General features: G+C 66.2%; 22 protein-coding genes. 10 read left to right on the plus strand and 12 right to left on the minus strand.

Annotated elements, in window-relative coordinates; translation table 11 throughout:
- Positions 1–200 precede the first annotated feature (200 nt).
- A complete protein-coding gene (locus tag E5673_RS02935) occupies positions 201–920 on the plus strand; it encodes a YjbE family putative metal transport protein (RefSeq protein WP_210731840.1) in 720 nt (239 codons plus the stop codon).
- A gap of 114 nt (positions 921–1034) precedes the next feature.
- Here the strand turns inward: E5673_RS02935 and E5673_RS02940 are convergent, their stop codons facing one another.
- Together E5673_RS02940 and E5673_RS02945 are read right to left on the minus strand one after the other, a co-directional pair.
- Positions 1035–1736 (minus strand): dienelactone hydrolase family protein, encoded by a 702-nt coding sequence (locus E5673_RS02940; RefSeq protein WP_136188873.1) that lies wholly within the window; start codon positions 1734–1736, stop codon positions 1035–1037.
- Positions 1733–2203, minus strand: coding sequence for a methylated-DNA--[protein]-cysteine S-methyltransferase (locus E5673_RS02945; RefSeq protein WP_136188874.1), 471 nt, complete (start codon positions 2201–2203; stop codon positions 1733–1735). Before E5673_RS02945 ends, E5673_RS02940 begins: the two co-directional genes overlap by 4 nt.
- Positions 2204–2258: 55 nt before the next feature.
- On the opposite strand from E5673_RS02945, the gene E5673_RS02950 reads away from it, so the two are divergent.
- The 6 genes from E5673_RS02950 to E5673_RS02975 are packed head-to-tail and all read left to right on the plus strand — an operon-like array spanning position 2259 to position 7959.
- The gene (locus tag E5673_RS02950) at positions 2259–2492 is read left to right on the plus strand and encodes a DUF6489 family protein (protein ID WP_056053820.1); all 234 of its coding nucleotides are present in this window, start codon (positions 2259–2261) and stop codon (positions 2490–2492) included.
- A gap of 7 nt (positions 2493–2499) precedes the next feature.
- Positions 2500–3777 carry a tRNA uridine-5-carboxymethylaminomethyl(34) synthesis GTPase MnmE gene (mnmE, locus tag E5673_RS02955; protein ID WP_136188875.1) on the plus strand — a complete coding sequence of 426 codons (1278 nt, stop codon included), beginning with the start codon at positions 2500–2502 and terminating at the stop codon, positions 3775–3777.
- A gap of 54 nt (positions 3778–3831) precedes the next feature.
- A complete protein-coding gene (mnmG, locus tag E5673_RS02960; protein ID WP_136188876.1) occupies positions 3832–5667 on the plus strand; it encodes a tRNA uridine-5-carboxymethylaminomethyl(34) synthesis enzyme MnmG in 1836 nt (611 codons plus the stop codon).
- Positions 5668–5726: 59 nt separating this feature from the next.
- Positions 5727–6284: a 16S rRNA (guanine(527)-N(7))-methyltransferase RsmG gene (gene rsmG, locus E5673_RS02965; RefSeq protein ID WP_247599542.1), complete on the plus strand. Its 558-nt coding sequence runs from the start codon at positions 5727–5729 to the stop codon at positions 6282–6284.
- On the plus strand, positions 6281–7063 hold the full coding sequence (locus E5673_RS02970; RefSeq protein ID WP_056487592.1) for an AAA family ATPase: 783 nt from the start codon (positions 6281–6283) through the stop codon (positions 7061–7063). Before rsmG ends, E5673_RS02970 begins: the two co-directional genes overlap by 4 nt.
- The gene (locus E5673_RS02975; protein ID WP_136188878.1) at positions 7060–7959 is read left to right on the plus strand and encodes a ParB/RepB/Spo0J family partition protein; all 900 of its coding nucleotides are present in this window, start codon (positions 7060–7062) and stop codon (positions 7957–7959) included. The genes E5673_RS02970 and E5673_RS02975 overlap by 4 nt, the downstream gene beginning before the upstream one ends.
- 285 nt (positions 7960–8244) lie before the next feature.
- Here the strand turns inward: E5673_RS02975 and holA are convergent, their stop codons facing one another.
- Genes holA through E5673_RS02995 form a run of 4 tightly spaced genes read right to left on the minus strand, consistent with a single transcriptional unit; the run spans position 8245 to position 12912 of the window.
- Positions 8245–9264 (minus strand): DNA polymerase III subunit delta, encoded by a 1020-nt coding sequence (holA, locus tag E5673_RS02980; RefSeq protein WP_136188879.1) that lies wholly within the window; start codon positions 9262–9264, stop codon positions 8245–8247.
- The gene (gene lptE, locus E5673_RS02985) at positions 9261–9791 is read right to left on the minus strand and encodes an LPS assembly lipoprotein LptE (RefSeq protein ID WP_136188880.1); all 531 of its coding nucleotides are present in this window, start codon (positions 9789–9791) and stop codon (positions 9261–9263) included. The genes holA and lptE overlap by 4 nt, the downstream gene beginning before the upstream one ends.
- Positions 9788–12469: a leucine--tRNA ligase gene (gene leuS / locus E5673_RS02990; protein WP_136188881.1), complete on the minus strand. Its 2682-nt coding sequence runs from the start codon at positions 12467–12469 to the stop codon at positions 9788–9790. The genes lptE and leuS overlap by 4 nt, the downstream gene beginning before the upstream one ends.
- Positions 12470–12480: 11 nt before the next feature.
- Entirely contained in the window at positions 12481–12912 is a 432-nt protein-coding gene (locus tag E5673_RS02995; RefSeq protein ID WP_056053843.1) for a DUF3576 domain-containing protein, read from the minus strand.
- A gap of 291 nt (positions 12913–13203) precedes the next feature.
- On the opposite strand from E5673_RS02995, the gene E5673_RS03000 reads away from it, so the two are divergent.
- Complete coding sequence (locus E5673_RS03000) at positions 13204–13911, plus strand: hypothetical protein (RefSeq protein ID WP_210731795.1); 708 nt, start codon at positions 13204–13206, stop codon at positions 13909–13911.
- Between the two features lie 271 nt (positions 13912–14182).
- Here E5673_RS03000 and E5673_RS03005 read toward each other — a convergent pair whose 3' ends face one another.
- Entirely contained in the window at positions 14183–14701 is a 519-nt protein-coding gene (locus E5673_RS03005; protein ID WP_247599543.1) for a thiamine phosphate synthase, read from the minus strand.
- Between the two features lie 22 nt (positions 14702–14723).
- On the opposite strand from E5673_RS03005, the gene E5673_RS03010 reads away from it, so the two are divergent.
- Both E5673_RS03010 and E5673_RS03015 read left to right on the plus strand, forming a co-directional pair.
- Positions 14724–15398, plus strand: coding sequence for a YggS family pyridoxal phosphate-dependent enzyme (locus tag E5673_RS03010; RefSeq protein ID WP_136188882.1), 675 nt, complete (start codon positions 14724–14726; stop codon positions 15396–15398).
- Positions 15395–16069 carry an HAD family phosphatase gene (locus E5673_RS03015; protein ID WP_136188883.1) on the plus strand — a complete coding sequence of 225 codons (675 nt, stop codon included), beginning with the start codon at positions 15395–15397 and terminating at the stop codon, positions 16067–16069. Before E5673_RS03010 ends, E5673_RS03015 begins: the two co-directional genes overlap by 4 nt.
- Before the next feature lie 195 nt (positions 16070–16264).
- Here E5673_RS03015 and E5673_RS19575 read toward each other — a convergent pair whose 3' ends face one another.
- The 5 genes from E5673_RS19575 to E5673_RS03040 all read right to left on the minus strand — a co-directional run bounded on the left by E5673_RS19575 (position 16265) and on the right by E5673_RS03040 (position 21019).
- Complete coding sequence (locus E5673_RS19575) at positions 16265–16744, minus strand: YdcF family protein (protein WP_168711553.1); 480 nt, start codon at positions 16742–16744, stop codon at positions 16265–16267.
- A gap of 29 nt (positions 16745–16773) precedes the next feature.
- Positions 16774–17820 carry a GTP cyclohydrolase II gene (gene ribA / locus E5673_RS03025; protein ID WP_136188885.1) on the minus strand — a complete coding sequence of 349 codons (1047 nt, stop codon included), beginning with the start codon at positions 17818–17820 and terminating at the stop codon, positions 16774–16776.
- The gene (locus E5673_RS03030) at positions 17817–18599 is read right to left on the minus strand and encodes an exodeoxyribonuclease III (protein WP_060526133.1); all 783 of its coding nucleotides are present in this window, start codon (positions 18597–18599) and stop codon (positions 17817–17819) included. Before E5673_RS03030 ends, ribA begins: the two co-directional genes overlap by 4 nt.
- 352 nt (positions 18600–18951) lie before the next feature.
- Positions 18952–19581 (minus strand): outer membrane lipoprotein carrier protein LolA, encoded by a 630-nt coding sequence (locus E5673_RS03035; protein WP_136188886.1) that lies wholly within the window; start codon positions 19579–19581, stop codon positions 18952–18954.
- Positions 19582–19663: 82 nt separating this feature from the next.
- Positions 19664–21019, minus strand: coding sequence for a carbohydrate porin (locus E5673_RS03040; protein ID WP_247599544.1), 1356 nt, complete (start codon positions 21017–21019; stop codon positions 19664–19666).
- Positions 21020–21147: the final 128 nt, after the last annotated feature.

Here is a 21147-nt window from a genome sequence, read left to right on the forward strand (position 1 = left end):
CGATTGCGGCCCGCTGCACGCTGCAGCGGGACTCGCATTGATCCGGCCGGCGGGGCAGGGCCCCGACCGACGACATGGGCTTTGCCCATGTCCGCCAAGCACACCAAAGCGGCACGCGAGAGCATGGCTTTCGCGTGCCGTTTCGCTATTAAACCCCCTGAAATCCGTCACCGGGAGCTGACATCTTGAGTATCATCGCCATGCTGGCCGCCGCCGCATCGAGCACCGCGGGCCCCGGCTCGCCGCTGGAAATCTGGCAACACATCGTCGCTGATTTCTCCAACCTGGGCGACCCGAAGGCACTCGCCGCGTTCGGATCGGTCCTGATGATCGACCTCGTCCTCGCGGGCGACAACGCGATCGTCGTCGGCGCACTCGCTGCCGGACTGCCCACCGACCAACGCAAGAAGGTCATCCTGATCGGCATCGGCGCCGCGCTGGTGCTGCGCATCTTCTTCGCGCTGATCGTGACGTGGCTGATGGGCATCGTCGGGCTCATCTTTGCGGGCGGCCTGTTGCTGCTCTGGGTCAGCTCGAAGTTCTGGCGCGAAATCCGCGAGGGCGCGGAGAACGCCGGCTCCGAGGAGATCGAGGGCGACGAGCGATCGGGTATTCGGTCGTCGAAGGGCTTTGCGAGTGCGGCCTGGGCCGTTGCCGTCGCCGACGTCTCGATGAGCCTCGACAACGTCCTGGCCGTCGCAGGCGCGGCGCGCGAGCATCCCGGCATCCTCGTCATCGGCCTGCTGCTGTCGGTCGCGATGATGGGTCTCGCCGCGAACTACATCGCGCGCGTGATCAACAAGTATCGCTGGATCGCGTATATCGGCCTCGCGGTGATCCTCGTGGTCGCGCTGAAGATGATCTACGAGGGCTGGGTCGGCACCGGCGAGACGCTCGGAATCATCTCGCTGCTGCGCTGATCGCGGGGGCAGTTGGGATAAGAAAAAGGCCTCGCCGGGATCGTCCGGCGAGGCCTTTTTCATGTCTGTCGTCAGCACCCCGTCACCCGGAACAGGATGACGGGGAGGGCGTGGTTAGCCCAAATTGTCTGCGAAGAACTTTGCCGTACGCTCGTCCGCCAGCTTGGCCGACGTATCCGAGCGCCGCTCGCCGAACTCGGTCGCGAAGCCGTGGTCCTCGCCCGCGTAATCGTAGATCGTCACCTTGGGGTGATCGTCGAGTCCGGCGTGCATCGCAGCCTGCGCCGCCTTGTCGACGAAGTGATCCTCCTCCGGCACGTGCAGCAGCACCGGGTGTGCGATCGCGTGCTTCTCGCCGAGCAGGCCGTCGATCCCGACGCCGTAATAGCCGACGCTTGCATCGACGTCGGTCCGTGCCGCGGTCATGAACGCGAGGCGCCCGCCGAGGCAGTAGCCGACCACGCCGACCTTGGCGTCGTCACCGAGTTCCGACCGGACCGCGCGAATGCTCGCTTCGATATCGGCGATGCCCTTGTCCTGGTCGAACTGGCCCATCAATTCGAGCGCGCGGTCGAACTCGGGCTTGATGTCCGGATCGAGTTCGATGCCGGGCTCGAGGCGCCAGAACAGGTCGGGGGCGATCGCGAGATAACCGGCCTCGGCGAGCGTATCGCACTTGCGGCGGATCCCGGCGTTCACGCCGAAGATTTCTTGGATCACGACGATCGCGGCCTTTGGGGTGCCTGCCGGGGTCGCGCGATACGCGGTGAATTCGCCATCGCTCGTGAGCGTGGCGATCTTGGTAGTGTTCGTCATAACAGTCCTCCTGGCGGCCGCTCGTGGTCGAGCAGTCGGGATTTGGTGATCGGGCCTTCCCCCGCGGAGTACGCACCAAGCGCTCCGCCGGCTCCAAGGATTCGGTGGCAGGGGACGATGATCGGAAAAGGATTGCTTGCGCACGCCTGGCCGATCGCGCGCGGGCTCGATCCGATTGCCTTGGCGAGCGCGCCGTAGCTGGCCGTCGTGCCGTAGGCGATGTCGACGATTGCCTGGCGGAGGTCGGCACCGCGCGGGGTAGCGGAAGGCGCGAGGGGCAGGTCGAACTCGGTCAGCCGTCCGGCGAAATACGCGTCGATCTGGCGGAGTGCTTCCAGGATCGCGGGGGCGTCGCTGGCCGAACCATCCTCCACGCCGATATCGATCGCGTCGATCCGGTCCCCGGTGCCGGTCACACGGACCAGACCGATAGGCGTTGCGATCGAGGCGGCATCGCGCGCATACATTCCCCGCTATGCAGCGCCGCGATGGACCGCTCAAGCGTCATCGAGGGTGCGTCACATGAAGATGAATATCGAGATCGAATGCACGCCAGAGGAGGCGCGTCGCGCGGTCGGGCTGCCCGACCTGACGCCGATCCACGACCGCTATATCGCGATGATGATGGAGGCGATCCCCGACGGCCAGATGAAGCCGGAGATGCTCGAATCGATGATGCGCGGGTGGCAGCCGATGGGCGAGGCGGGGATGGCGATGTGGAAGCGCCTGTTCGACAGCGCGACGAAAAGCGGCTGAGTTTCCCGTGAAGACGATTTTCGCGGTATCGAGCGGACGACCGCCAGCGGCGATCGCCGTGGTTCGCGTGAGCGGGCCCCAGGCGTTTGCTGCGGCCGAGGCGCTGGCGGGACCATTGCCGGTGCCGCGCCATGCCAGCCTCCGGGGACTGCGGGACAGCGATGGGGCGTTGCTCGATCGCGCGCTGGTCATCGTGTTTCCGGGACCCGCGACGGCTACCGGCGAAGACCTGGTCGAGTTCCATTGCCACGGTGGTCGCGCGGTAATCGCGGCGGTCGAGCGTGCGTTGTCGGTAATGCCCGGCCTACGTCATGCCGAGCCGGGCGAGTTCACGCGCCGCGCGCTGACCAATGGCCGCATCGACCTGACCGAGGCGGAGGGGCTCGCCGATCTCCTCGAAGCCGAGACGGAGAGCCAGCGGGTCGCGGCGATGACGGCGGCTGAGGGTCGCGTGAGCCAGGCCGTGCGCGGCTGGATGGACTCGGTCGCGATGCTGTCTGCGCGGATCGAGGCGATGCTCGACTTCGCCGACGAGGACGACGTCGCGAGCGATACCGCCGCGTACGATGCGATCGTCTCGGAGATCGACGCGCTCGCTGCGCAGATCGAGGCGGTGGTCGATGCCCCGCCGGTCGAGCGGCTGAAGGATGGCCTGCGCGTTGTCATTGGCGGTCCGCCCAACAGCGGCAAGTCGACGTTGCTCAACCTGCTCGGCGAGCGCGATGCGGCGATCGTTTCGCCGATCTCGGGAACGACGCGCGACCGGATCGACGTTCCGGTGACGCGGGACGGTATCGCCTATGTGCTGACGGACACTGCCGGTTTGATCGATACGCTCGACCCGATCGAGGCAATCGGTGTCACGCGTGCGGAAGGTGCGATCGCCGCGGCGGACATCGTGATGTGGCTGGCCGATACCGCGCCGCCCCGCGCCGATGCGATCTGGATTCATGCGCGTGCCGATCTGCCGGGGCGGGGGGATATGCCCGCCGACCGGACATTGGCGGTCTCGCAGACCGACCGGGAATCGCTCGATGCCCTTTGGAATGAATTGCATCGGCGAGCGATTGCGATGCTGCCGCGTGGCGATGAGATCGCATTGAAGCAGCACCAGCGCCGGCAGTGCGCTGCGGCAGTCGAGGCTCTTCGGTATCGAAGCTCCGATGCGCTTATCGTCGCGGAACACCTTCGACAGGCCCGCGCGATCCTTGCTGGCGTGCTTGGGCTCGACGCGACGGGGGAGATGCTCGACGCGCTGTTCGGACGTTTCTGCATCGGGAAGTGATGTTCCACGTGGAACATCTTTGACGCGTCGGTCGTGGCGTTCTACGGCCGTGACATGTTCGATGTAGTGGTGGTTGGCGGTGGCCATGCCGGAACCGAAGCCGCAGCCGCGGCGGCGCGGAGGGGCGCGCGTACCGCGCTCGTATCGTTCGACGCTGCGCATATTGGCGCGATGTCGTGCAATCCGGCGATTGGTGGGCTCGGTAAGGGGCATATGGTTCGCGAGGTCGACGCGTTCGATGGGCTGATCGGACGCGCGGCCGATGCTGCTGCGATCCACTATCGGATGCTCAATCGGAGCAAGGGTTCGGCGGTGCAGGGCCCTCGGATCCAGGCTGATCGGCGTCTGTATTCCGGGGCGATCCAGGCGATGCTTGCGGCCACGGAAGGCCTCTCGATCGTCGAGGGCGAGGCGACGGCGTTGCATTGCGACGGCGATCGCGTGGCGGGTGTCGTGCTGGCGGATGGCGCGATCGTGGCGGCACGCGCGGTAGTGTTGGCGACCGGCACGTTCCTGGGGGGCCGTATCTTCCGGGGTGACGATCGCGAGGAAGGGGGCCGGATCGGCGAGCGCGCCGCCAAGCCACTCGCGGACCAGTTGCGCGCGCGGGACCTGCCGATGGCGCGACTGAAGACGGGGACGCCGCCGCGGCTCGACGGTCGGACGATCGACTGGGGTGCTCTTGCGGAACAGCCGTCGGACCTCGATCCCTGGACGATGTCGCCGATGACCCGTGCGCGTCCATTGCCCCAGGTCGCGTGTGCCATCACGCGTACGACTGATCGGACGCACGCGATCATTCGCGAGGCATTCCATCGGTCGCCGCTGTTTACGGGCGCAATCGAAGCGGCCGGCCCGCGCTACTGTCCGTCGATTGAGGACAAGGTGCATCGGTTTGGCGACCGGGACGGGCATCAGGTTTTCCTCGAACCCGAAGGCCTCGACGATGCGACGGTCTATCCGAACGGGCTGTCGACGTCGCTGCCTGTCGAGGTCCAGGCGGCGATGCTGGCTAGTATTCCCGGGCTCGAGCGTGTGACGATGACGATGCCGGGTTACGCGGTCGAGTATGATTATATCGATCCGCGGGCGCTCGATACGCGGTTGGCGCTGGGTGCGATCGAGGGCGTGTTTTGCGCGGGGCAGATCAACGGCACGACTGGATACGAGGAAGCGGCGGGGCAGGGGCTAGTCGCTGGGCTGAATGCTGCAGCGTATGCATGCGATCTGGCGCCGGTGATCCTCGATCGCGCGTCGAGCTATCTTGGGGTGATGATTGACGACCTCACGCTGCAAGGCGTGACCGAGCCGTATCGGATGCTGACGGCGCGGGCGGAGTTTCGGTTGTCCTTGCGCGCGGATAATGCCGAGACACGACTGGGTGGAATTGCGGAGGCGGCTGGGTGTCTTGGACCCAAGCGTTTGGCGCACCAACATACTTTGGCGGAAGATCGCGCTCGTTTCCGCTCGGCGCTCGACGGCGAGCGGACTGCGACCCATGTAGCCGATCAGGGCGTTGCGATTGGTCGAGATGGTGCGCGGCGGACGGCGTTCGACTGGCTCCGGTTCGAGGGGGTAACGCTCTCGCATGTAGCACCGGATGCGGCGACGGGCATCCCGACCGCAGTCGTTGACGAAGTGTTAGAGGACGCGCGCTACGCTCCGTATATCGAGCGGCAGGCGCAGGAGGTCGCGCGGTTGCGGGCCGACGAGGCGATCCGTTTGCCGGAGGACCTTGCCTACGACCGCGTGCCTGGTCTTTCTAACGAGATGATCGATCGCCTGAGCGCGGCGCGGCCGACGTCGCTAGCGGCGGCGGCGCGGGTGCGGGGGATCACCCCGGCGGCTCTGTCGGCTGTTCTATTGCATACGAAACGAGTGCCAGCATGACTGAAGACGACGCACAGGGCTGGACCACGGAGCGGTTCGGGGCGGCAGCGACCGAGCGCTTGAACGCGTTCGTGGCGATGGTCGTCGAGGAAGCGCCGCATCAGAATCTGATCGCGCCGTCGACGATCCCGACGATCTGGGACCGGCACGTTGTGGATTCGCTCCAGTTGGTTGCGCTTGCGGGCGCGGATACGTCGGCGAAGCGTTGGCTCGATATCGGCACCGGCGGGGGGTTTCCCGGTATGGTCGTCGCGCTGGTTCGCGAGGGGCCGGTTGATCTGGTCGAGCCCCGGCGCCGGCGCGCGGACTTTCTCCAGTTGTGTGTCGCTCGGCTCGGGCTCGGAGAACAGGTCCGCGTTCACGCCTCGAAAGTCGAGAATGCCACGGCCGACGCGTCGATCATTTCTGCTCGCGCGGTCGCGTCGTTGCAAAACCTTTTGCGTGGCGCGGCGCACTGCGCCACAACGGAGACGCGGTGGTTGCTTCCTCGGGGGCGTTTCGACGAGGAGGAGCTGACCGCGCTCAAGCAGCACTGGCGGTTTATGTTCCACGTGGAACAAAGCGTCACGAACCCGGAGTCGTCGATCGTGGTTCTGGATCGGGTAAGCGCGCGATGATCACCATCGCGGTCGCCAATCAAAAGGGCGGGGTGGGCAAGACCACCAGCGCCATCAACCTCGCGACCGCGCTCGCGGCGACGGGGATGCGCGTGCTGCTAGTCGATCTCGATCCGCAGGGCAACGCGTCGACCGGGCTCGGCATCGGCCATTCGCAGCGCGAGCGGTCGAGCTACGACGTGCTGGTCGGCGAGACGTCGATCGAGGAAGCGGTGGTGCATACGCGCGTGCCGCGGCTCGATATCGTGCCGGCAACGGTCGACCTGTCGGGCGCGGAGATCGAGCTGGTCGATTTCGATGCGCGTACGCACCGGCTCGATCGTGCGGTGAAAGCGGCGCAGGGGCCGTGGGATATCGCGCTGATCGATTGTCCGCCGTCGCTGGGGCTGCTGACGATCAATGCGATGGTCGCGGCGGACTCGTTGCTCGTGCCGTTGCAATGCGAGTTTTTCGCGCTCGAGGGGTTGTCGCAGTTGTTGAGTACGGTCGAGCGGATCCGCCAGCGGTTCAATCCTGGGTTGTCGATCCTGGGGGTTGCGCTGACGATGTTCGATCGTCGCAACCGGCTCACCGACCAGGTCTCGGCGGATGTCCGCGCCGTGTTGGGCAAGGTCGTGTTCGAGACGGTGATCCCGCGCAACGTGCGGCTGTCGGAGGCGCCGAGCCACGGGTTGCCGGCGCTGATTTATGATCACCGGTGTTCGGGGTCGCAGGCGTATATTGCGCTGGCGCGTGAGCTTATCGGGCGGCTTCCGGCAACTGCGCAGGTTGCGGCATGAGCGACGGTAACAAACGCGGCCGGCCGGGGTTGGGCAGGGGCCTCAACGCGCTGCTCGGCGAGATGGCGCGCGAGACGCCGGTATCGGCCGATGGTGCGGCGCAGCAATCGTCGGGTGTGCGGATGCTGCCGGTCAGCTCGCTGTCGCCACATCCCGATCAGCCGCGGCGGCATTTCGACGAGGCTATGCTCGACGAGCTGGCCGCGTCGATCGCGTCGCGGGGGCTGATCCAGCCGATCGTCGTGCGGCCGCACGGGCATGATTATCAGATCGTCGCGGGCGAGCGGCGCTGGCGGGCGGCCCAGCGCGCGCGGCTGCACGAGGTGCCGGTCGTCGTCCGCGACTTCGACGACGCCGAGACGCTCGAGATCGCGCTGATCGAGAACATCCAGCGCGAGGATCTCAACGCGATCGAAGAGGCTCAAGCGTATCAGCGGCTGGCGGGCGAGTATGGGCACACGCAGGAGGTGCTTGCCAAGATCGTCCACAAGTCGCGCAGTCATGTCGCGAACCTGCTGCGGCTGCTGGAGCTGCCGGCGCAGGTGCAGTCGCAGGTGGTCGATGGGTCGCTGTCGATGGGACATGCGCGGGCGTTGCTGGGGTCGCCGGACGTTGAGTCGCTGGCGGATCAGGTCGTGTCGCGGGGGCTCTCGGTGCGCGAGACCGAGAAGCTGGCGCGCGATGCGAAGCCTGGGCGGAGCCGGGGCGGTGGTGGGTCGTCCGAGCCTCGGGTGCCGGATGCGGATATTGCGGCGTTGGAGCGGCAGTTGGCGGATCTGCTCGGGTTGCAGGTGAAGGTGGCGCATACCGAGACTGGGGGGACGTTGACGTTGAGTTACTCGACGTTGGACCAGCTCGATATGGTTTGTCAGCGGTTGACGGGTGGGGCGATCTAAGGCGCGGGCCCGATCCAATCGCACCCCGCCCGTTCGTGCTGAGCGAAGTCGAAGCACCTGCGTACCGGACCATCCTTCGACTTCGCTCAGGACGAACGGGTTGAGGGGGTGAATGGAGGATCACTAATTTCCGTCATCCCGGCGGAAGCCGGGACCCACGGTTGCGGTGCGCTTCATGAGCCAACGTCCCGCGTCCATGGGTCCCGGCGTGCGCCGGGATGACGGAAGGTGGGGGGTCGGAAAGAGGGAAGCGGAGGCAGACGCAGACGCGGTTGCGGTTGCGCGTTAGTTTCGCCGGGCGATCGCTTGGGATAGCGCCACCACCGCTGCCTCCGCCACCACACCGCCAGCATTCCCCGATGCCATGATCGCGCGCTCGGCGGTCCGGACCCGCTGGATCGCGGTGGCGAGCATTACCGGTGACCAGCGGCGCAAGGACCGCGCGGTGCTGGCCTCTTCCTTAAAGAAGACGCGGTGGCGTTTCATCACCGCGTCGACCGCTTCGCCGCGGTCGATTTCGCCGCGCATGTCAGAGAGCGCGATCAGGCGGCGGACGAGTTGGCGGAGCCACGGGATCGGCGACGTGCCGGCTTCCTGCAACACCGCGAGTTCGGCACCAAGATCGTCGACCCGGCCTTCGATGACGGCGTCGATCGCACGGCTCATTTCCGCATCGCCGAGGTCTGCGCCGACCGCATCGAGTGCGTGGTGATCGAGGTCCGCAGGCCGATCGGGCGCGGCGTCGAGGTAGAGCGCGAGCTTCTCGATCTCACGCGAAATGACGGCGCGATCGCCGCCGGTCGTATCAACGAGGCGGCGGGCGACGCCGGGGGCGGGGCGGAGGCCGTTCTCGTTGGCGATCGTCGTGGCGAGGCGTTCGGCGTCCTGCGCGGTCGGGGCGTAGCAGGCGAACGCCATCGCGCGTGGGGAGTCGATCGCGAGCTTGACGATCTTGGCGGTGGATTTGACTGTCGGGGCGATCGCGACGACGGGGTTGCCGACGCGTTCGGCCGCGAGGAGGTTGGTGAAGGCTTCGAGGCTTTCCTCGCCGGCCGACGCGACGCGGACGAACCGGGCCCCGGCGAAGAACGATAGCGACGCGGCTTCGTCAGTCAGCCGGCCCGGGTCGCTCTTGAGCGTCGAGCCGTCGAGATCGACGCGTTCGGCATCCGCGCCCATCGCCTTGGCCAGCACGCGGGCAAGGTCGCTTGCGCCGGCTTCGTCGGGGCCGTGGAGCAGGTACAGGCGGATATCGCCGCCCGGTTTGGCCAGCGCACCGCGGATCTGGCCGGCGCTGGCCTTCACTTTGCGGGCGTAGTGGCCTGCGCCGCGGCGACCGCCGGCGTGTTCCGCGCATATAGCGCTACACGCGCGACGATCTGGTCGGCGACGATCTGCGACAGGCGTTCGAGCGCAGTGTTCTCGGCGGCGATCGTCGCATATTCGGAGCGGACAACGTCGATGCCGGCGTCGGAGCCGGCAGTCGCGTCGAGCAGCACCGAATTGTCGCCGATCCGCACGAGCTGATAGCGCGCGCGCAACGTGCGGCGTTCGCGCGAGACGCTGTCGTCGGTGCGGACGCCGAGGCCGCTGATCGTGTCGTCGAGGCGGATGTCGATCCGGTAGAGCGCGGGTGCGCCGTTCGAGGGCAGGCGATCGCGCAGCGCGGTGGCCATCAGCCAGCCGTTCTTCCCCGCGATCGGGGCGATCTCGACCTGGCCGAGCGCGCCCGCGACCGGACCGCTGCTGCCGCCTGCATAGAGCGGGTGCAGGCCGCATCCGGACAGCGCAGGGGCCAGCGCGAGCGCGCCAAGGATCGCTAGGCGCTTCATGCGACGATGTTCACGAGACGGTCGGGCACGACGATCACTTTCCGGGGCGGCTTGCCCTCGAGCAGGCGGACGATCTTTTCGGAGGCGAGTGCGGCGGCTTCGACCTCGTCCTTCGGTGCGCCCTTGGGGAAGACGAGCGTGTCGCGGAGCTTGCCGTTGACCTGCACCGCGATCGTGACTTCGTCGTCGACCAGCATCGCCGGATCGACGATCGGCCAGGCGGCGTCGGCGATCAGGCCGTCATTGCCCGCGGTCGCCCATGCTTCCTCGGCGACGTGCGGGACCATTGGGCTGACGAGCAGCAGCAGCGTGCGGATCGCCTGTTCGCGGTCTGCGGAGGGCGCGGCCTTCTCGATCGCGCTGCACAAGCTGTAGAGCCGCGCGACTGCCTTGTTGAACTGCAAGGCATTGATATCGCTCTCGATACCGACGGTCGTGCGGTGGCAGAGTTTGCGCAAGGCGATGTCTTCGCCCTCGGCCTTGGCGGCATCGTCCGACTCGATCAGGCGCCAGAGACGCTGGACGAACCGCCACGCGCCTTCGATGCCGGATTCGCTCCAGGGGAGATCGCGTTCGGGCGGCGAGTCGGAGAGCACGAACCAGCGCACCGCGTCGGCGCCATACTGGTCGACGATCGGCTCGGGATCGACGGTGTTCTTCTTCGACTTCGACATCTTCGTCACGCGGCCGACCGTCACGGGGCCTCCGGTCGCGATCTCGATATACCCTGCATCGGTCTTGCGGACCTCGTCGGGAGACAGCCACTTCGTCTTCACCGGTGCGTCGCTCGAATCGTCGTCGTCGGTGTCGGCCTCCGGCTGCACGTCGCCGGCGTCGCCTCGGCTATACGTCTCGTGCGTGACCATGCCTTGCGTGAACAGGCCGGCGAACGGCTCGGCAATGTCGAGCATGCCGATATGCTTCAGCGCGCGCGTCCAGAACCGCGCATAGAGCAGGTGCAGGATCGCGTGCTCGACGCCGCCGATATACTGGTTGACCGGCAGCCACTTCTCCGCGCCCGACCGGTCGAACGGCTTGGCGTCCGGCTGGCTGGCGAAGCGGATGAAATACCACGACGAATCGACGAAGGTGTCGAGCGTATCGGTCTCGCGTCGGGCAGGGCCTGCGCAGGACGGGCAGGGGACGTGCTTCCAGGTCGGATGGCGATCGAGTGGGTTGCCGGGGATGTCGAAGCTGACGTCCTCGGGCAGGACGATCGGCAGCTGGTCCTTGGGCACGGGCACCGCACCGCACGCGTCGCAGTGGATGATCGGGATCGGCGTGCCCCAGTAACGCTGGCGGCTGACGCCCCAGTCGCGCAGGCGGAACACGGTCGTGCCCTTGCCCCAGCCTTCGCCCTCGGCACGCTCGATCACGACGCGCTTGGCGTCCTCGATGTCCATGCCGTCGAGAAAATGCGAGTTCACTATGGTGCCGGCGCCGGTCCAGGCGGTGTCGCCGACGAACACGGGGGCCTCGTCATCGCCTTCGCTGACGACGCGCTTGACGGGCAAGTCGTATTTGCGCGCGAAATCGAGATCGCGCTGGTCGTGCGCGGGGACGCCGAACACCGCGCCGGTGCCGTATTCCATCAGCACGAAGTTCGCGATGTAGACGGGGAGGTGCCACGTCTTGTCGAGCGGATGCACTGCGCGGATGCCGGTGTCGAAGCCGAGCTTTTCCTGCGTGTCGAGTTCCGCCGCGGTGGTGCCGCCGCGCTTGCAGAGTTCGATGAAGGCTGCGGCGTCGGGGTTCGTCTCGGCGATGGCGCGCGCGATCGGGTGATCGGCGGCGACCGCGACGAAGCTGGAGCCGAACATCGTGTCGGGGCGGGTGGTGAAGACCTCGACCGACTCTATTCCCTTCCCGCTTGCGGGAGGGGTTAGGGGAGGGGAGGCATCCTCGGACGCTGCCGCCGCGTTCGTGTCAGGCCCTCCCCCGACCCCTCCCGCGAGCGGGAGGGGAGCAGTGAGGTCGAACTTGAACTGCAGGCCCTGGCTGCGGCCAATCCAGTTCTCCTGCATCAGCTTGACCTTGTCGGGCCAATGCTCGAGCGCGCCGAGGCCGTCGACCAGTTCGTCGGCGAAGTCGGTAATCTTCAGGAACCACTGCGACAGCTTCCGCCGCTCGACCAGCGCACCGGAGCGCCAGCCACGACCGTCGATCACCTGCTCGTTGGCGAGCACGGTCATGTCGACCGGATCCCAATTGACCGCTGATTCCTTGCGATAGACCAAGCCAGCCGCGAACAGGTCGAGGAACAGCGCCTGCTCGTGGCCGTAATATTCAGGCTCGCACGTCGCCAGTTCGCGCGTCCAGTCGAGCGCGAAGCCGAGGCGCTTCAGCTGCGCCTTCATCGTCGCGATGTTGGCGCGCGTCCAATTGCCCGGATGCACGCCCTTTTCCATCGCCGCGTTTTCGGCAGGCATGCCGAACGCGTCCCAGCCCATCGGATGGAGCACTTCCATGCCCTTCATCCGACGGAACCGCGCGAGCACGTCGCCCATCGTGTAGTTCCGGACATGCCCCATGTGGATGCGCCCCGACGGATAGGGGAACATCTCGAGCACGTACGAACGCGGCTTGGTCGACAGGTCGTCCGCGGCGAACGTCTTGCGCTCGTCCCAGACCTTCTGCCACGCCGCGTCCGCCTTCAACGCATTGAAACGCGACGCCATTATATCAGTCCTCAGCCCGCGATCGAGGCGCGGCGCAGGTCGCGGGCCTTGGTCAGGATGATGTCCTCGAGCTTCTGCGTGGTCGCGGCCTGCACCGGCGACGAGACCCACTGGCCATTGCGGTTGACTTCGCGGAGGGCGGCGACGCGCAGTGCATCGGCGCGCAGATCCTGGTCGAGGATCGAGACGGTCACCTTCATGCGCTCGGTCGGCGTCTGCGGGTTGATGTACCAGTCGGTGACGATCACGCCGCCGTTGGAGTCGGTCTGGAGCAGCGGCATGAAGCCGAGCGTGTCGAGGCTCGCTCGCCACAGGTAGCTGTTGACGCCGATCGTCGTGATCTTCGATGCGGCGAGATCCGCCTTGGGACGCGCCGATCCGCCGCCGCAAGCGACGAGAGGCAGGGCAAACAGCACGACTGCGATACGCGAGCGGCGGAACATGGGCATCATCCTGGCAAGAAAATCAGCCCTTGCTCTACAGGCGAGCCCGCGCGCCCGCAAGCAGACGCCGGCGTGCGCGACGAGCGTATGCGCGGAGGGCTGCCCCGACCGGGAGAGCAATCGATTCGGTAGCGCTATCGCGGCGATCTGTGTGCTGATTGCAACACTGTCCGACAATTCGGCGACGAAGGGTGGGAATGGGCGGTTCTGCGGCCTTTGCTGTGGATCAATTCATGTTAGATGCGGTTTAACAGGATCCGATTACGGGATTCGAAGGACAGATTCGTTGTGATGACGCGTGGGGGAATAGTTGGGGTGGTTGCCGGGGCGCTTGTCGCCACCGCCGCAATCGTCGCGCCTGCCTTCGGCGCCAGCGAACAGCCTGCCCGGATCGCCAAGCATAGCGTCGCCGCGGTTCGCGGTATCGGATCATTTACGCCCGCCGCTGCCGACCCCCGCCTTGCCGCGATGTTCGCGCGCGGTGGCTTCGACGCCGGCAGCTTCAAATTCACGCCCGCCGAAACGCGGCAGGACAACCGTGCGGTGACCGTCGCGGTCCGTGCGCAGACCAACCGCGGTGTCGCGAACACGGCCAGCCTCGCTTCGACCACGCCGACCGTCGGGATTGCGCCAATCGCGTATAACCTCGGCATGTCGGTCGGGTGGAAGCGGTTCGCGATCTCGGGTGACGTGAACAAGCTCGATCTCGGCGTGATGCCGGGTGGGCGTGAGGCGGCTGACCTTGCGGTGAGCTACAGCGCCAAGCGGTTCAGCGGCACGGTGAAGGCTGCGGCAGATCGTCCGCTGTCGAGCGCACCACGCCTCGTCGAGGACGCGCCAAGCTATTCGGTCGATCTGGGTGGTTCGTATGCGTTGACGCGCAGCCTCGCGGTGACAGCTGGCGTCCGGTACCGGTCGGATCGCGAGCGCTTCGTGAAGGTCGATGACGACCGTCGTGACAGCCAGGCCGTGTATCTGGGTACCGCCTTCCGGTTCTAGGCGTCCAGCAAAGTGGTACTTTGCTGGAGTTTTTGAACGGTCGGGGGACCTTACTGGGTAGCCTTTTTCTGTCAGGGACAGAGTTCGGTACAGCCTGCCCTTCACCGTCGCCCCAGCGAAAACTGGGGTATTCCTCGATACGGTTGACGTGGGCCCCAGTGTGAGATCCCAGCTTTTGCCGGGATGACGGGGGTAGGGTAAGCGACGGGTGTTCGTTCTCGCTTAGCCGCTAACGTTACGTTTTATCTGAGAGGGAATGGCCTCTCAGCAGCTAGCGAATCCACGCATCGATCGCGGCCCAGCCGTGGAACCCGAACCGCCGGACTTGCCGCCAGCGCGACTCGGTCATTCCACCCAGAGCGATTATGGGTATCCCAAGCCCTCTTCCGATTCGCATGGTCTGCGCTGGACCGATCCCCGCCACGCCGTCGTGCGACTGGGTGGGATGAACCGGCGACACGAACAGAGCATCAGCTCGGGCGCGCTTGCCAGCCAAGGCCTCGCTTCTCGAATGCGCCGGCCAGGTTCTGATCCCGTGAGTCTGGGCCCGACCATGCACGCCGTCGGCCGTGATCGTAAACTTTCCCGCCACCACAACGACTAGCCGGCGCGCCTGTGCGATGTGCTTCACCCGCCGCAGCAATACCCGCCGTTCCCGCTCGGGCGTGGCGTAATGGCGAAACACTACGCCCGATCCCGGCGGCAACCGCCTGAGCGCACGCCACATGGCGTCGTCCATCCGCTCGTCCGTCATCAGCCAGCGCGCGGGAATGGGGTTACGACGAGCCACGCCGCTGCCTATAGCGCGCCGCATGATTGCTGACGACACCACCAAATTGCAGGCCATCCGCACCCGGATCGCCAAGGCCGCCGAGATCGCTGATCGCCGCGCGGACGACGTGACGCTGATCGCGGTCTCCAAGACGCATCCGGTCGAGGCGATCGAACCGCTGCTCGTCGAAGGCCAGCGCGTGTTCGGCGAGAACCGCGTGCAGGAAGCGTCCGAGAAATGGCCGGCGTTGCGCGAGAAATATCCCGACGTCGAACTGCACCTGATCGGCCAGCTCCAGTCGAACAAGGCGGCCGAGGCGGTGGCGTTGTTCGACTGCATCCATGCGGTCGATCGCCCGTCGCTGGTCACCGCGCTGGGGAAGGCGATGGAGGCGAGCGATCGCCGGCCGGACTGCTTCCTGCAGGTCAATATCGGCGACGAACCGCAAAAGGGCGGCTGCGCGATCGCGGACCTGCCCGCGCTGGTCGAGCAGGCGCGCGCCGCCGGTTTGCCGATCGCCGGGCTGATGTGCCTGCCGCCTGCGGAAATCGAGCCGGCGCCGTATTTTGCGTTGCTCGCGAAACTCGCGCGCGATCATGGGCTGACCGGCCTCAGCATGGGGATGTCGGACGATTTCGAGACCGCGGTGACGATCGGCGCGACTCATGTCCGGATCGGCAGCGCGTTGTTCGGCGCTCGGGGGACGGGCGCATGAGCATTGCGGTCCGGTTCGACGCGCTGTTGTTCGATTTCGACGGCGTGCTGATCGACAGCGAAGCCGTCGGCAACCGGCACATCGCGGAGTGGCTGACCGCGGCGGGGCATCCGACCAGCGCCGAAGATTCGATGGCGAACTTCATGGGGCTCGCCGGGCCGCAGTTTATCGATGCGATCGAGCGCTGGATCGACCGACCGCTCCCCGAGGAGTTCTACGCCGCGCGGAAGGCCGAGGACGAGCGCGTGATGGCGGCTGGCGTCGATGCGATCGAAGGCGCGGTGGCATTCGTCCGCTTGCTCCCTGCCGATTTGCCCAAGGCTATCGTCTCGTCGAGCCCGGTCTCGTGGATCGCGCGGCACCTGGAACATATCGGCTTGCGCGATGCGTTCGGCGACCATCTTTATAGCGGGCGGGAGCATGTGACGAACGGCAAGCCCGCGCCGGATCTGTATCTGTTCGGGGCGCGTCAGCTTGGGGTCGATATCGCGAGGACGGCTATCCTCGAGGATTCGCCTGTGGGGGCGACTGGGGCGGTGGCTTCGGGGGGCTATGTGATCGGCTTGTCGGCGGGGTCGCACTGCAACGCCGAACATGGTGCGCGGCTGAAGGCGATCGGCGTGGATGCGCTGGCGGAGAACTTCGACGACGTGGCGCGCCTTCTGGACTAGAGCGGATCGACTGTCAGTCGTCCTATCCCCGAAAGCCGCAGGCTCCCCTCCCTGAAAGGGAGGGGCTGGGGTGGGTAGGGCGGCTTGAGCCACCAGCGTTCGATCATGCGGAAGCCGACCCACCCCCGACCCCTCCCTTCCAGGGAGGGGGGAGATTCGTGAGCAAGTCGATTTCGATCCTCAGCGCGCAGGCAGTCAGCCCCGCTTGCGTCGCCAGATCGCGCCGATCCCCGCGACCAGATCATACGGGATCGCCGCCGCTTCTCGCGACCGCATCTTGAGCTGGTACCGCCGGCTCCCGCCATGCGGCACGTGGATCGCGCTTGCGGGCATGCCGAGCATCGCGAACAGCATGCGGATGCGGGGCTGGTGATAGCCGTCGGTGCAGATCATGCACTGCGCATAGTGGCCCGCGCGCGCGAAGGCGGTCGCCGCGACGACGCTTTGCAACGTGTCCACGCTCGCCTCGTCGAGATGGATTCGCGACCGATCGACCGTCTCGGTTAGCACATCCGCCATCACCGAAGCTTCCGAAGGCCCGTGCGTGCCCTTCGCGCCGGAGCAGAACAGGTCCGCATCGACGTAGCGCGCCGCCGCCGCCGCTGCGAATGCGATGCGACGGGCGAGGGTGGGGCTGGGACTGCCATCGGGACGAACGGCGGCGCCGAACACCACGATCAGGCGCCGTGAGGGAGGAATGTCGGTCAGAACCGATGCCCCGTGCGGTCGCGCTTGGTCGCGAGATACTGCGCGTTGTGCGGGTTCGAGGGGAGGAAATGCGGTACGCGTTCGATCACCGTCACCCCCGCCGCTTCGAGTCCGGCGACCTTGGCGGGGTTGTTGGTCAGCAACCGTACCTCGCGCTGGCCGAGCAGCGTCAGCATCCGCGCCGCCACACCGAAATCGCGCGCATCGACTGCGAACCCGAGCCGCGTGTTCGCGTCGACCGTGTCGAAGCCCTGGTCTTGCAACGCATACGCACGCAGCTTGTTGACCAGGCCGATGCCGCGACCTTCCTGCCGCAGATACAGCAGGATACCCCAGCCGCCATGCTGGATCGCGTGGATCGCGGCGTGCAACTGGGGGCCGCAATCGCATTTGAGGCTGCCGAGCACGTCGCCCGTCAGGCACTCGCTGTGCAGTCGGACGAGCGGCGGTTGCCCGTTGGGCTGGCCGATCAGTAGCGCGATGTGCTCGTCCGCGCTTTCCGGGCTGCGGAAGGCCACGATCTCCGCATCCTCCGCGCCTTCGACCGGAAGCCGTGCGCGTGCCGCGAGTGTCAGTCGATTCGCGTCTTCGTGTGCGTCGATGTCTGCGCGGGCGATGCGGACCTCGGGTTCGCCCGTGCCAAGGAAGAACGCCGGCAGCAATCCCGCGATCCGGGCAAGGCGCAAAGCAGCTGCCGCCGCGTCCGGATCGGCGAGCGGTAGCGTCTGGAACGGACCCTTGAGGGGGGTGGCCAAGTCGAATTGCGGATCGGCCAGTGCGGTTGCGGCGGCGAAGTCGATCCAGGGGGCGCGATCGACGAGTACGGGCTCGGTCGGATCCGCGGCTGCGAGCTGGTTCGCGAGCTTCAACGTCGCCGCGCGGCCCGACGAGATCAGGACGCCGCCATTCGCTTCCGGATCGAACGCCGCCAACCGGCTGGCATCCGCCGTCTCGACCGCGAGCAGGACCAGTCCGTCGATCGCGATCGGCCAGCCGCGCCTGAGCGCGTCGACCGCGCGGGCGGCGGCGCGGGGATTGGTCAAAACGCGAACTCGGTCATGATCGGGACGTGGTCGGACGGCTTCAGCCAGCTCCGGCAGCGTTCGTAGACGTGGTGCGACACCGCGGCTTCGGCGGCGGCACCGGTCGCCCACATATGATCGAGCCGGCGACCGCGATCCGAGGCTGCCCAATCCTTGGCGCGGTAGCTCCACCACGTGAACAGGCGGGCGGGGGCGGGGTGGAAATGGCGGCCGAGATCGACCCAGTCGCCTGCCGCCTGCAACTTGCCAAGCGCCTCGACCTCAATGGGAGTGTGGCTGACGACGTCGAGCAACTGCTTGTGGCTCCAGACGTCCGATTCGAGCGGGGCGATGTTGAAGTCGCCGACCAGAATGGTGGGGCCGGGGAGGGTTTCCGACCACGTCGTCATGCGCTCGATGAAGTCGAGCTTCTGACCGAATTTGGGGTTCACCTCGCGGTTGGGGACGTCGCCGCCGGCGGGGACGTAGACGTTCTCGAGTCGTACGCCGTTCTCCAGCCGGACGCCGATGTGACGCGCCTCGCTGTTCGCCTGCCAGTCGAAGCGGTCGTCCTCGACGATCGGGACTCGGCTGAGGATCGCGACGCCGTGGTGCATGCGCTGGCCGTGCAGAACGATGTGTTCGTAGCCGAGCGCGCGGAACGCCTCCAACGGGAAGTCGCCGTCGATGACCTTGGTCTCCTGCAGGCACAGGATGTCGGGCTGCTCGTCGCGCAGAAACTGTTCGACGATGGCGATCCGGAAACGGACCGAGTTGATGTTCCAGGAGACGATCTTCACGAGCGCGATGTAGCGTTGCGGGGGGGTGGGGACAAGGAACGCTGCTGGGGGTGCGGAAGAAGGGAAGAGCTGAGAAGTCAGAAGGCGCCACGGGCAAAGCCCATGTCGTCGATTGGGCTTTGCCCGTCGGCCGCGCTTGAGCGAGTCATGAAGACGTAGTCTTCTTGCCGCTCTACGCGAAAGACCCCCGCTCCGGGGGCATGGAGCGAGGGCCGACTCAGCGTTCGTCACGCAGGCAAGAAATGGGGAAACCATCCGGGCAACAGGGGGAAAAATCCCGAATGCCCCACATCCGCGAGCCACTCTCTAGGAGGCCGAACCTGTCGCTTGCATGAATGACACGAATTTTATGTTATTTTCTTACACCCGTGCGGCGCGGATCGTTCCAGCGGAAGCTGTTGTCGCTGACCGGTTCGCCGAACTTCTGGTTGGTCAGGCGGATCGTCGTGCGGTTGTTCTGGCTGTCGAGTGCGACCCAGCCTTGCAGCATCAGCCCGCCCGGCGCACTCGCGTTGCGCACGAACACCAGCGTGATGCGGCCATATTCGGGATGCTTGGGATCGTTCGCCTCGACCGACACGATCCGCTGGTCGTAGCCGGGGACGAGCTTCGCATAACGCGTGATGTCGCGGGTCGGATCGAGCAGCACGCCCAGCGGCGAGTTCTTGATCGGCCAGCGCTGCACCTGCTTCACCGAATAATCGATGAAGGTGAGCGCGCCGCCCTCCGCGACGATAAGGATCGGCACGCCCTTCTCGTACTGGAAACGCAGCTTGCCGGGCTTCTTCAGCGTCAGCACGCCGGTCAGCACCTTGCCGTTGCGATCCGCCTGCGAGAAATTCGCGGTCATGGTCTCGACCGATTGCAGGTGCTTCTGCACGGCGGCGAGGTCACCGGTCGCCTGCGCGGCGATCGGGGCAGGCATGGCGGCGACGGACAAAGCGGCGATCGTCGCGATCACCGCGGGGCGGGTATTGAACATCGAAATCTCCTCAAGGCGCGACCGTTGCCCGCCCGCGCTTGAACCGCCACTGAATTCGGCGGGTTCCGTCAGGGCGCGCGGACTACAGCGTAATCGCACCCTTCAGGCCGAGCACCGCGACGTCGTTCGCGTCGTGCACGCCGCCGGGGTTGTGGATGAACTGCACGTTCGGACGCAACTCGAGCCACTTGGTAGGGTGGACGCTGTAATAGATCTCCGACGCGTATTCGGCATCCTGCACCGCGGGCTGCGCCGGATCGAGTTCCTGGCCCTTCGCCACGCGTCCGTTCACGTTGGTCCGCGCCACGCCGAAGCCGAGGATGTCGTTTGGCCGCCACGGCACCAGCCCCTTGTAGAACAGCCCGGCGGCGATCTGGTTGTCGGTGGTCGAGGTGGCGCGATCGGCCTGCGTCGCGTTGAGGAACACGCTGAGCCCGGTGACCGACTTGCCGTCCTTCGAGGTGCCGGTGACCTGTTGCTGGATGTTGAAATACACGCCGTAGCGTGCGCTGCGTCGCAGCGGTTCGAGGCCGGTGATCGCGATCGGCCGGCGGTTCAAATCGTAGAACACGTCGTCGCCGTTCGACGTGTTGACCCAACCGCCGACCTTGTACGCGCCGACCCGGCCGTCGTCGTCGCCGCGCCGCCATTCGGCCTCGACAGGGATCAGCGCGCCGGTCGCACCGTGGAAATGGCCGATCACGAAGTCGTTATCGAGGTTGCGCGGGTTCACTTCGTAGGCGGCGGTCTTCAATGTCAGGTGATCGTTGACGTCGTATCGCAACCGCGCGCCCCATTGGCTGACCGGCCAGTTCTGCCAATAATCGCCGTTCAGATTGCCCGGCGGCGCACCGCAGAAGCTGAGGTTCTGGAAATAGCACGAGAAGGACGCGAAATCCTCGCCCGGATTGGTGCGGCCGATCTTGAGTTCGAGCTTTTCGCCAAGTTTCTGCTCGTACCAGAATTGTGTGAGGCGGACGGTCTGCCCGCGGCCGTACACTTCCTGGACCTGTTGCAGCACGCCGAGATTGGCGTCCGCACCCAGATCGCGGCCACGGCGGTAGGTGATGGTCGCCTGGAACGCACCGCCCCTGAGGCCGACGACCTTGTCGAGATCGAGGAGCACGCCGACGTCGAACTGACCGGTCTCGCGCAACAGTTTCCGGTCGCCGCCGGAAAAATTATACGCGCTTTCGGAGGCATAGCGCGCGCTGAGCCCAATCCCGCGATCGGCCAATCGTTTGCGGATATCGAACCAGTCGGCGAACAGGCCGGGGGGCGGTGTACGCTGCGTATCGGCGGTCAGCGCAGAGGGTGAGAGATCGCTGTCACGGCGCACGCCGGAGCGCGGGCGGTGCTGCGTGTCGGTCGCACTGCTGCCGGGGGTCTGCTTGGCGGTATCCTGCGCGGAGACCTGACCGGGTATTGCGAGCGTCAACGCTGCAGCTGCACAGAACCGCCAATTTCCCATAACGCCCACCTGTTTTTCGTAACCTGTATCAATCCCGTATACCGGGCATCGGCTGTTCGGAACCCTTGTCCAAAGGTATGTCTTGATGAGGCGCG

The sequence above is a fragment of the Sphingomonas sp. PAMC26645 genome, from assembly GCF_004795835.1.
In the GTDB taxonomy this organism is placed as follows: Bacteria; Pseudomonadota; Alphaproteobacteria; order Sphingomonadales; family Sphingomonadaceae; genus Sphingomonas.

Excerpts from the sequence above, each read along its gene's own strand:
- E5673_RS02940 (WP_136188873.1), bottom strand. The coding sequence starts at position 1,736 with ATGACGAACACTACCAAGATCGCCACGCTCACGAGCGATGGCGAATTC.
- E5673_RS03015 (WP_136188883.1), top strand. The coding sequence starts at position 15,395 with ATGAGCATTGCGGTCCGGTTCGACGCGCTGTTGTTCGATTTCGACGGC.
- E5673_RS02970 (WP_056487592.1), top strand. The coding sequence starts at position 6,281 with ATGATCACCATCGCGGTCGCCAATCAAAAGGGCGGGGTGGGCAAGACC.
- E5673_RS02950 (WP_056053820.1), top strand. The coding sequence starts at position 2,259 with ATGAAGATGAATATCGAGATCGAATGCACGCCAGAGGAGGCGCGTCGC.
- E5673_RS03035 (WP_136188886.1), bottom strand. The coding sequence starts at position 19,581 with ATGTTCAATACCCGCCCCGCGGTGATCGCGACGATCGCCGCTTTGTCC.
- E5673_RS02935 (WP_210731840.1), top strand. The coding sequence starts at position 201 with ATGCTGGCCGCCGCCGCATCGAGCACCGCGGGCCCCGGCTCGCCGCTG.
- E5673_RS03000 (WP_210731795.1), top strand. The coding sequence starts at position 13,204 with ATGACGCGTGGGGGAATAGTTGGGGTGGTTGCCGGGGCGCTTGTCGCC.
- E5673_RS02945 (WP_136188874.1), bottom strand. The coding sequence starts at position 2,203 with ATGTATGCGCGCGATGCCGCCTCGATCGCAACGCCTATCGGTCTGGTC.
- lptE (WP_136188880.1), bottom strand. The coding sequence starts at position 9,791 with ATGAAGCGCCTAGCGATCCTTGGCGCGCTCGCGCTGGCCCCTGCGCTG.
- mnmG (WP_136188876.1), top strand. The coding sequence starts at position 3,832 with ATGTTCGATGTAGTGGTGGTTGGCGGTGGCCATGCCGGAACCGAAGCC.
- E5673_RS03010 (WP_136188882.1), top strand. The coding sequence starts at position 14,724 with ATGATTGCTGACGACACCACCAAATTGCAGGCCATCCGCACCCGGATC.
- leuS (WP_136188881.1), bottom strand. The coding sequence starts at position 12,469 with ATGGCGTCGCGTTTCAATGCGTTGAAGGCGGACGCGGCGTGGCAGAAG.
- E5673_RS02995 (WP_056053843.1), bottom strand. The coding sequence starts at position 12,912 with ATGTTCCGCCGCTCGCGTATCGCAGTCGTGCTGTTTGCCCTGCCTCTC.
- E5673_RS02975 (WP_136188878.1), top strand. The coding sequence starts at position 7,060 with ATGAGCGACGGTAACAAACGCGGCCGGCCGGGGTTGGGCAGGGGCCTC.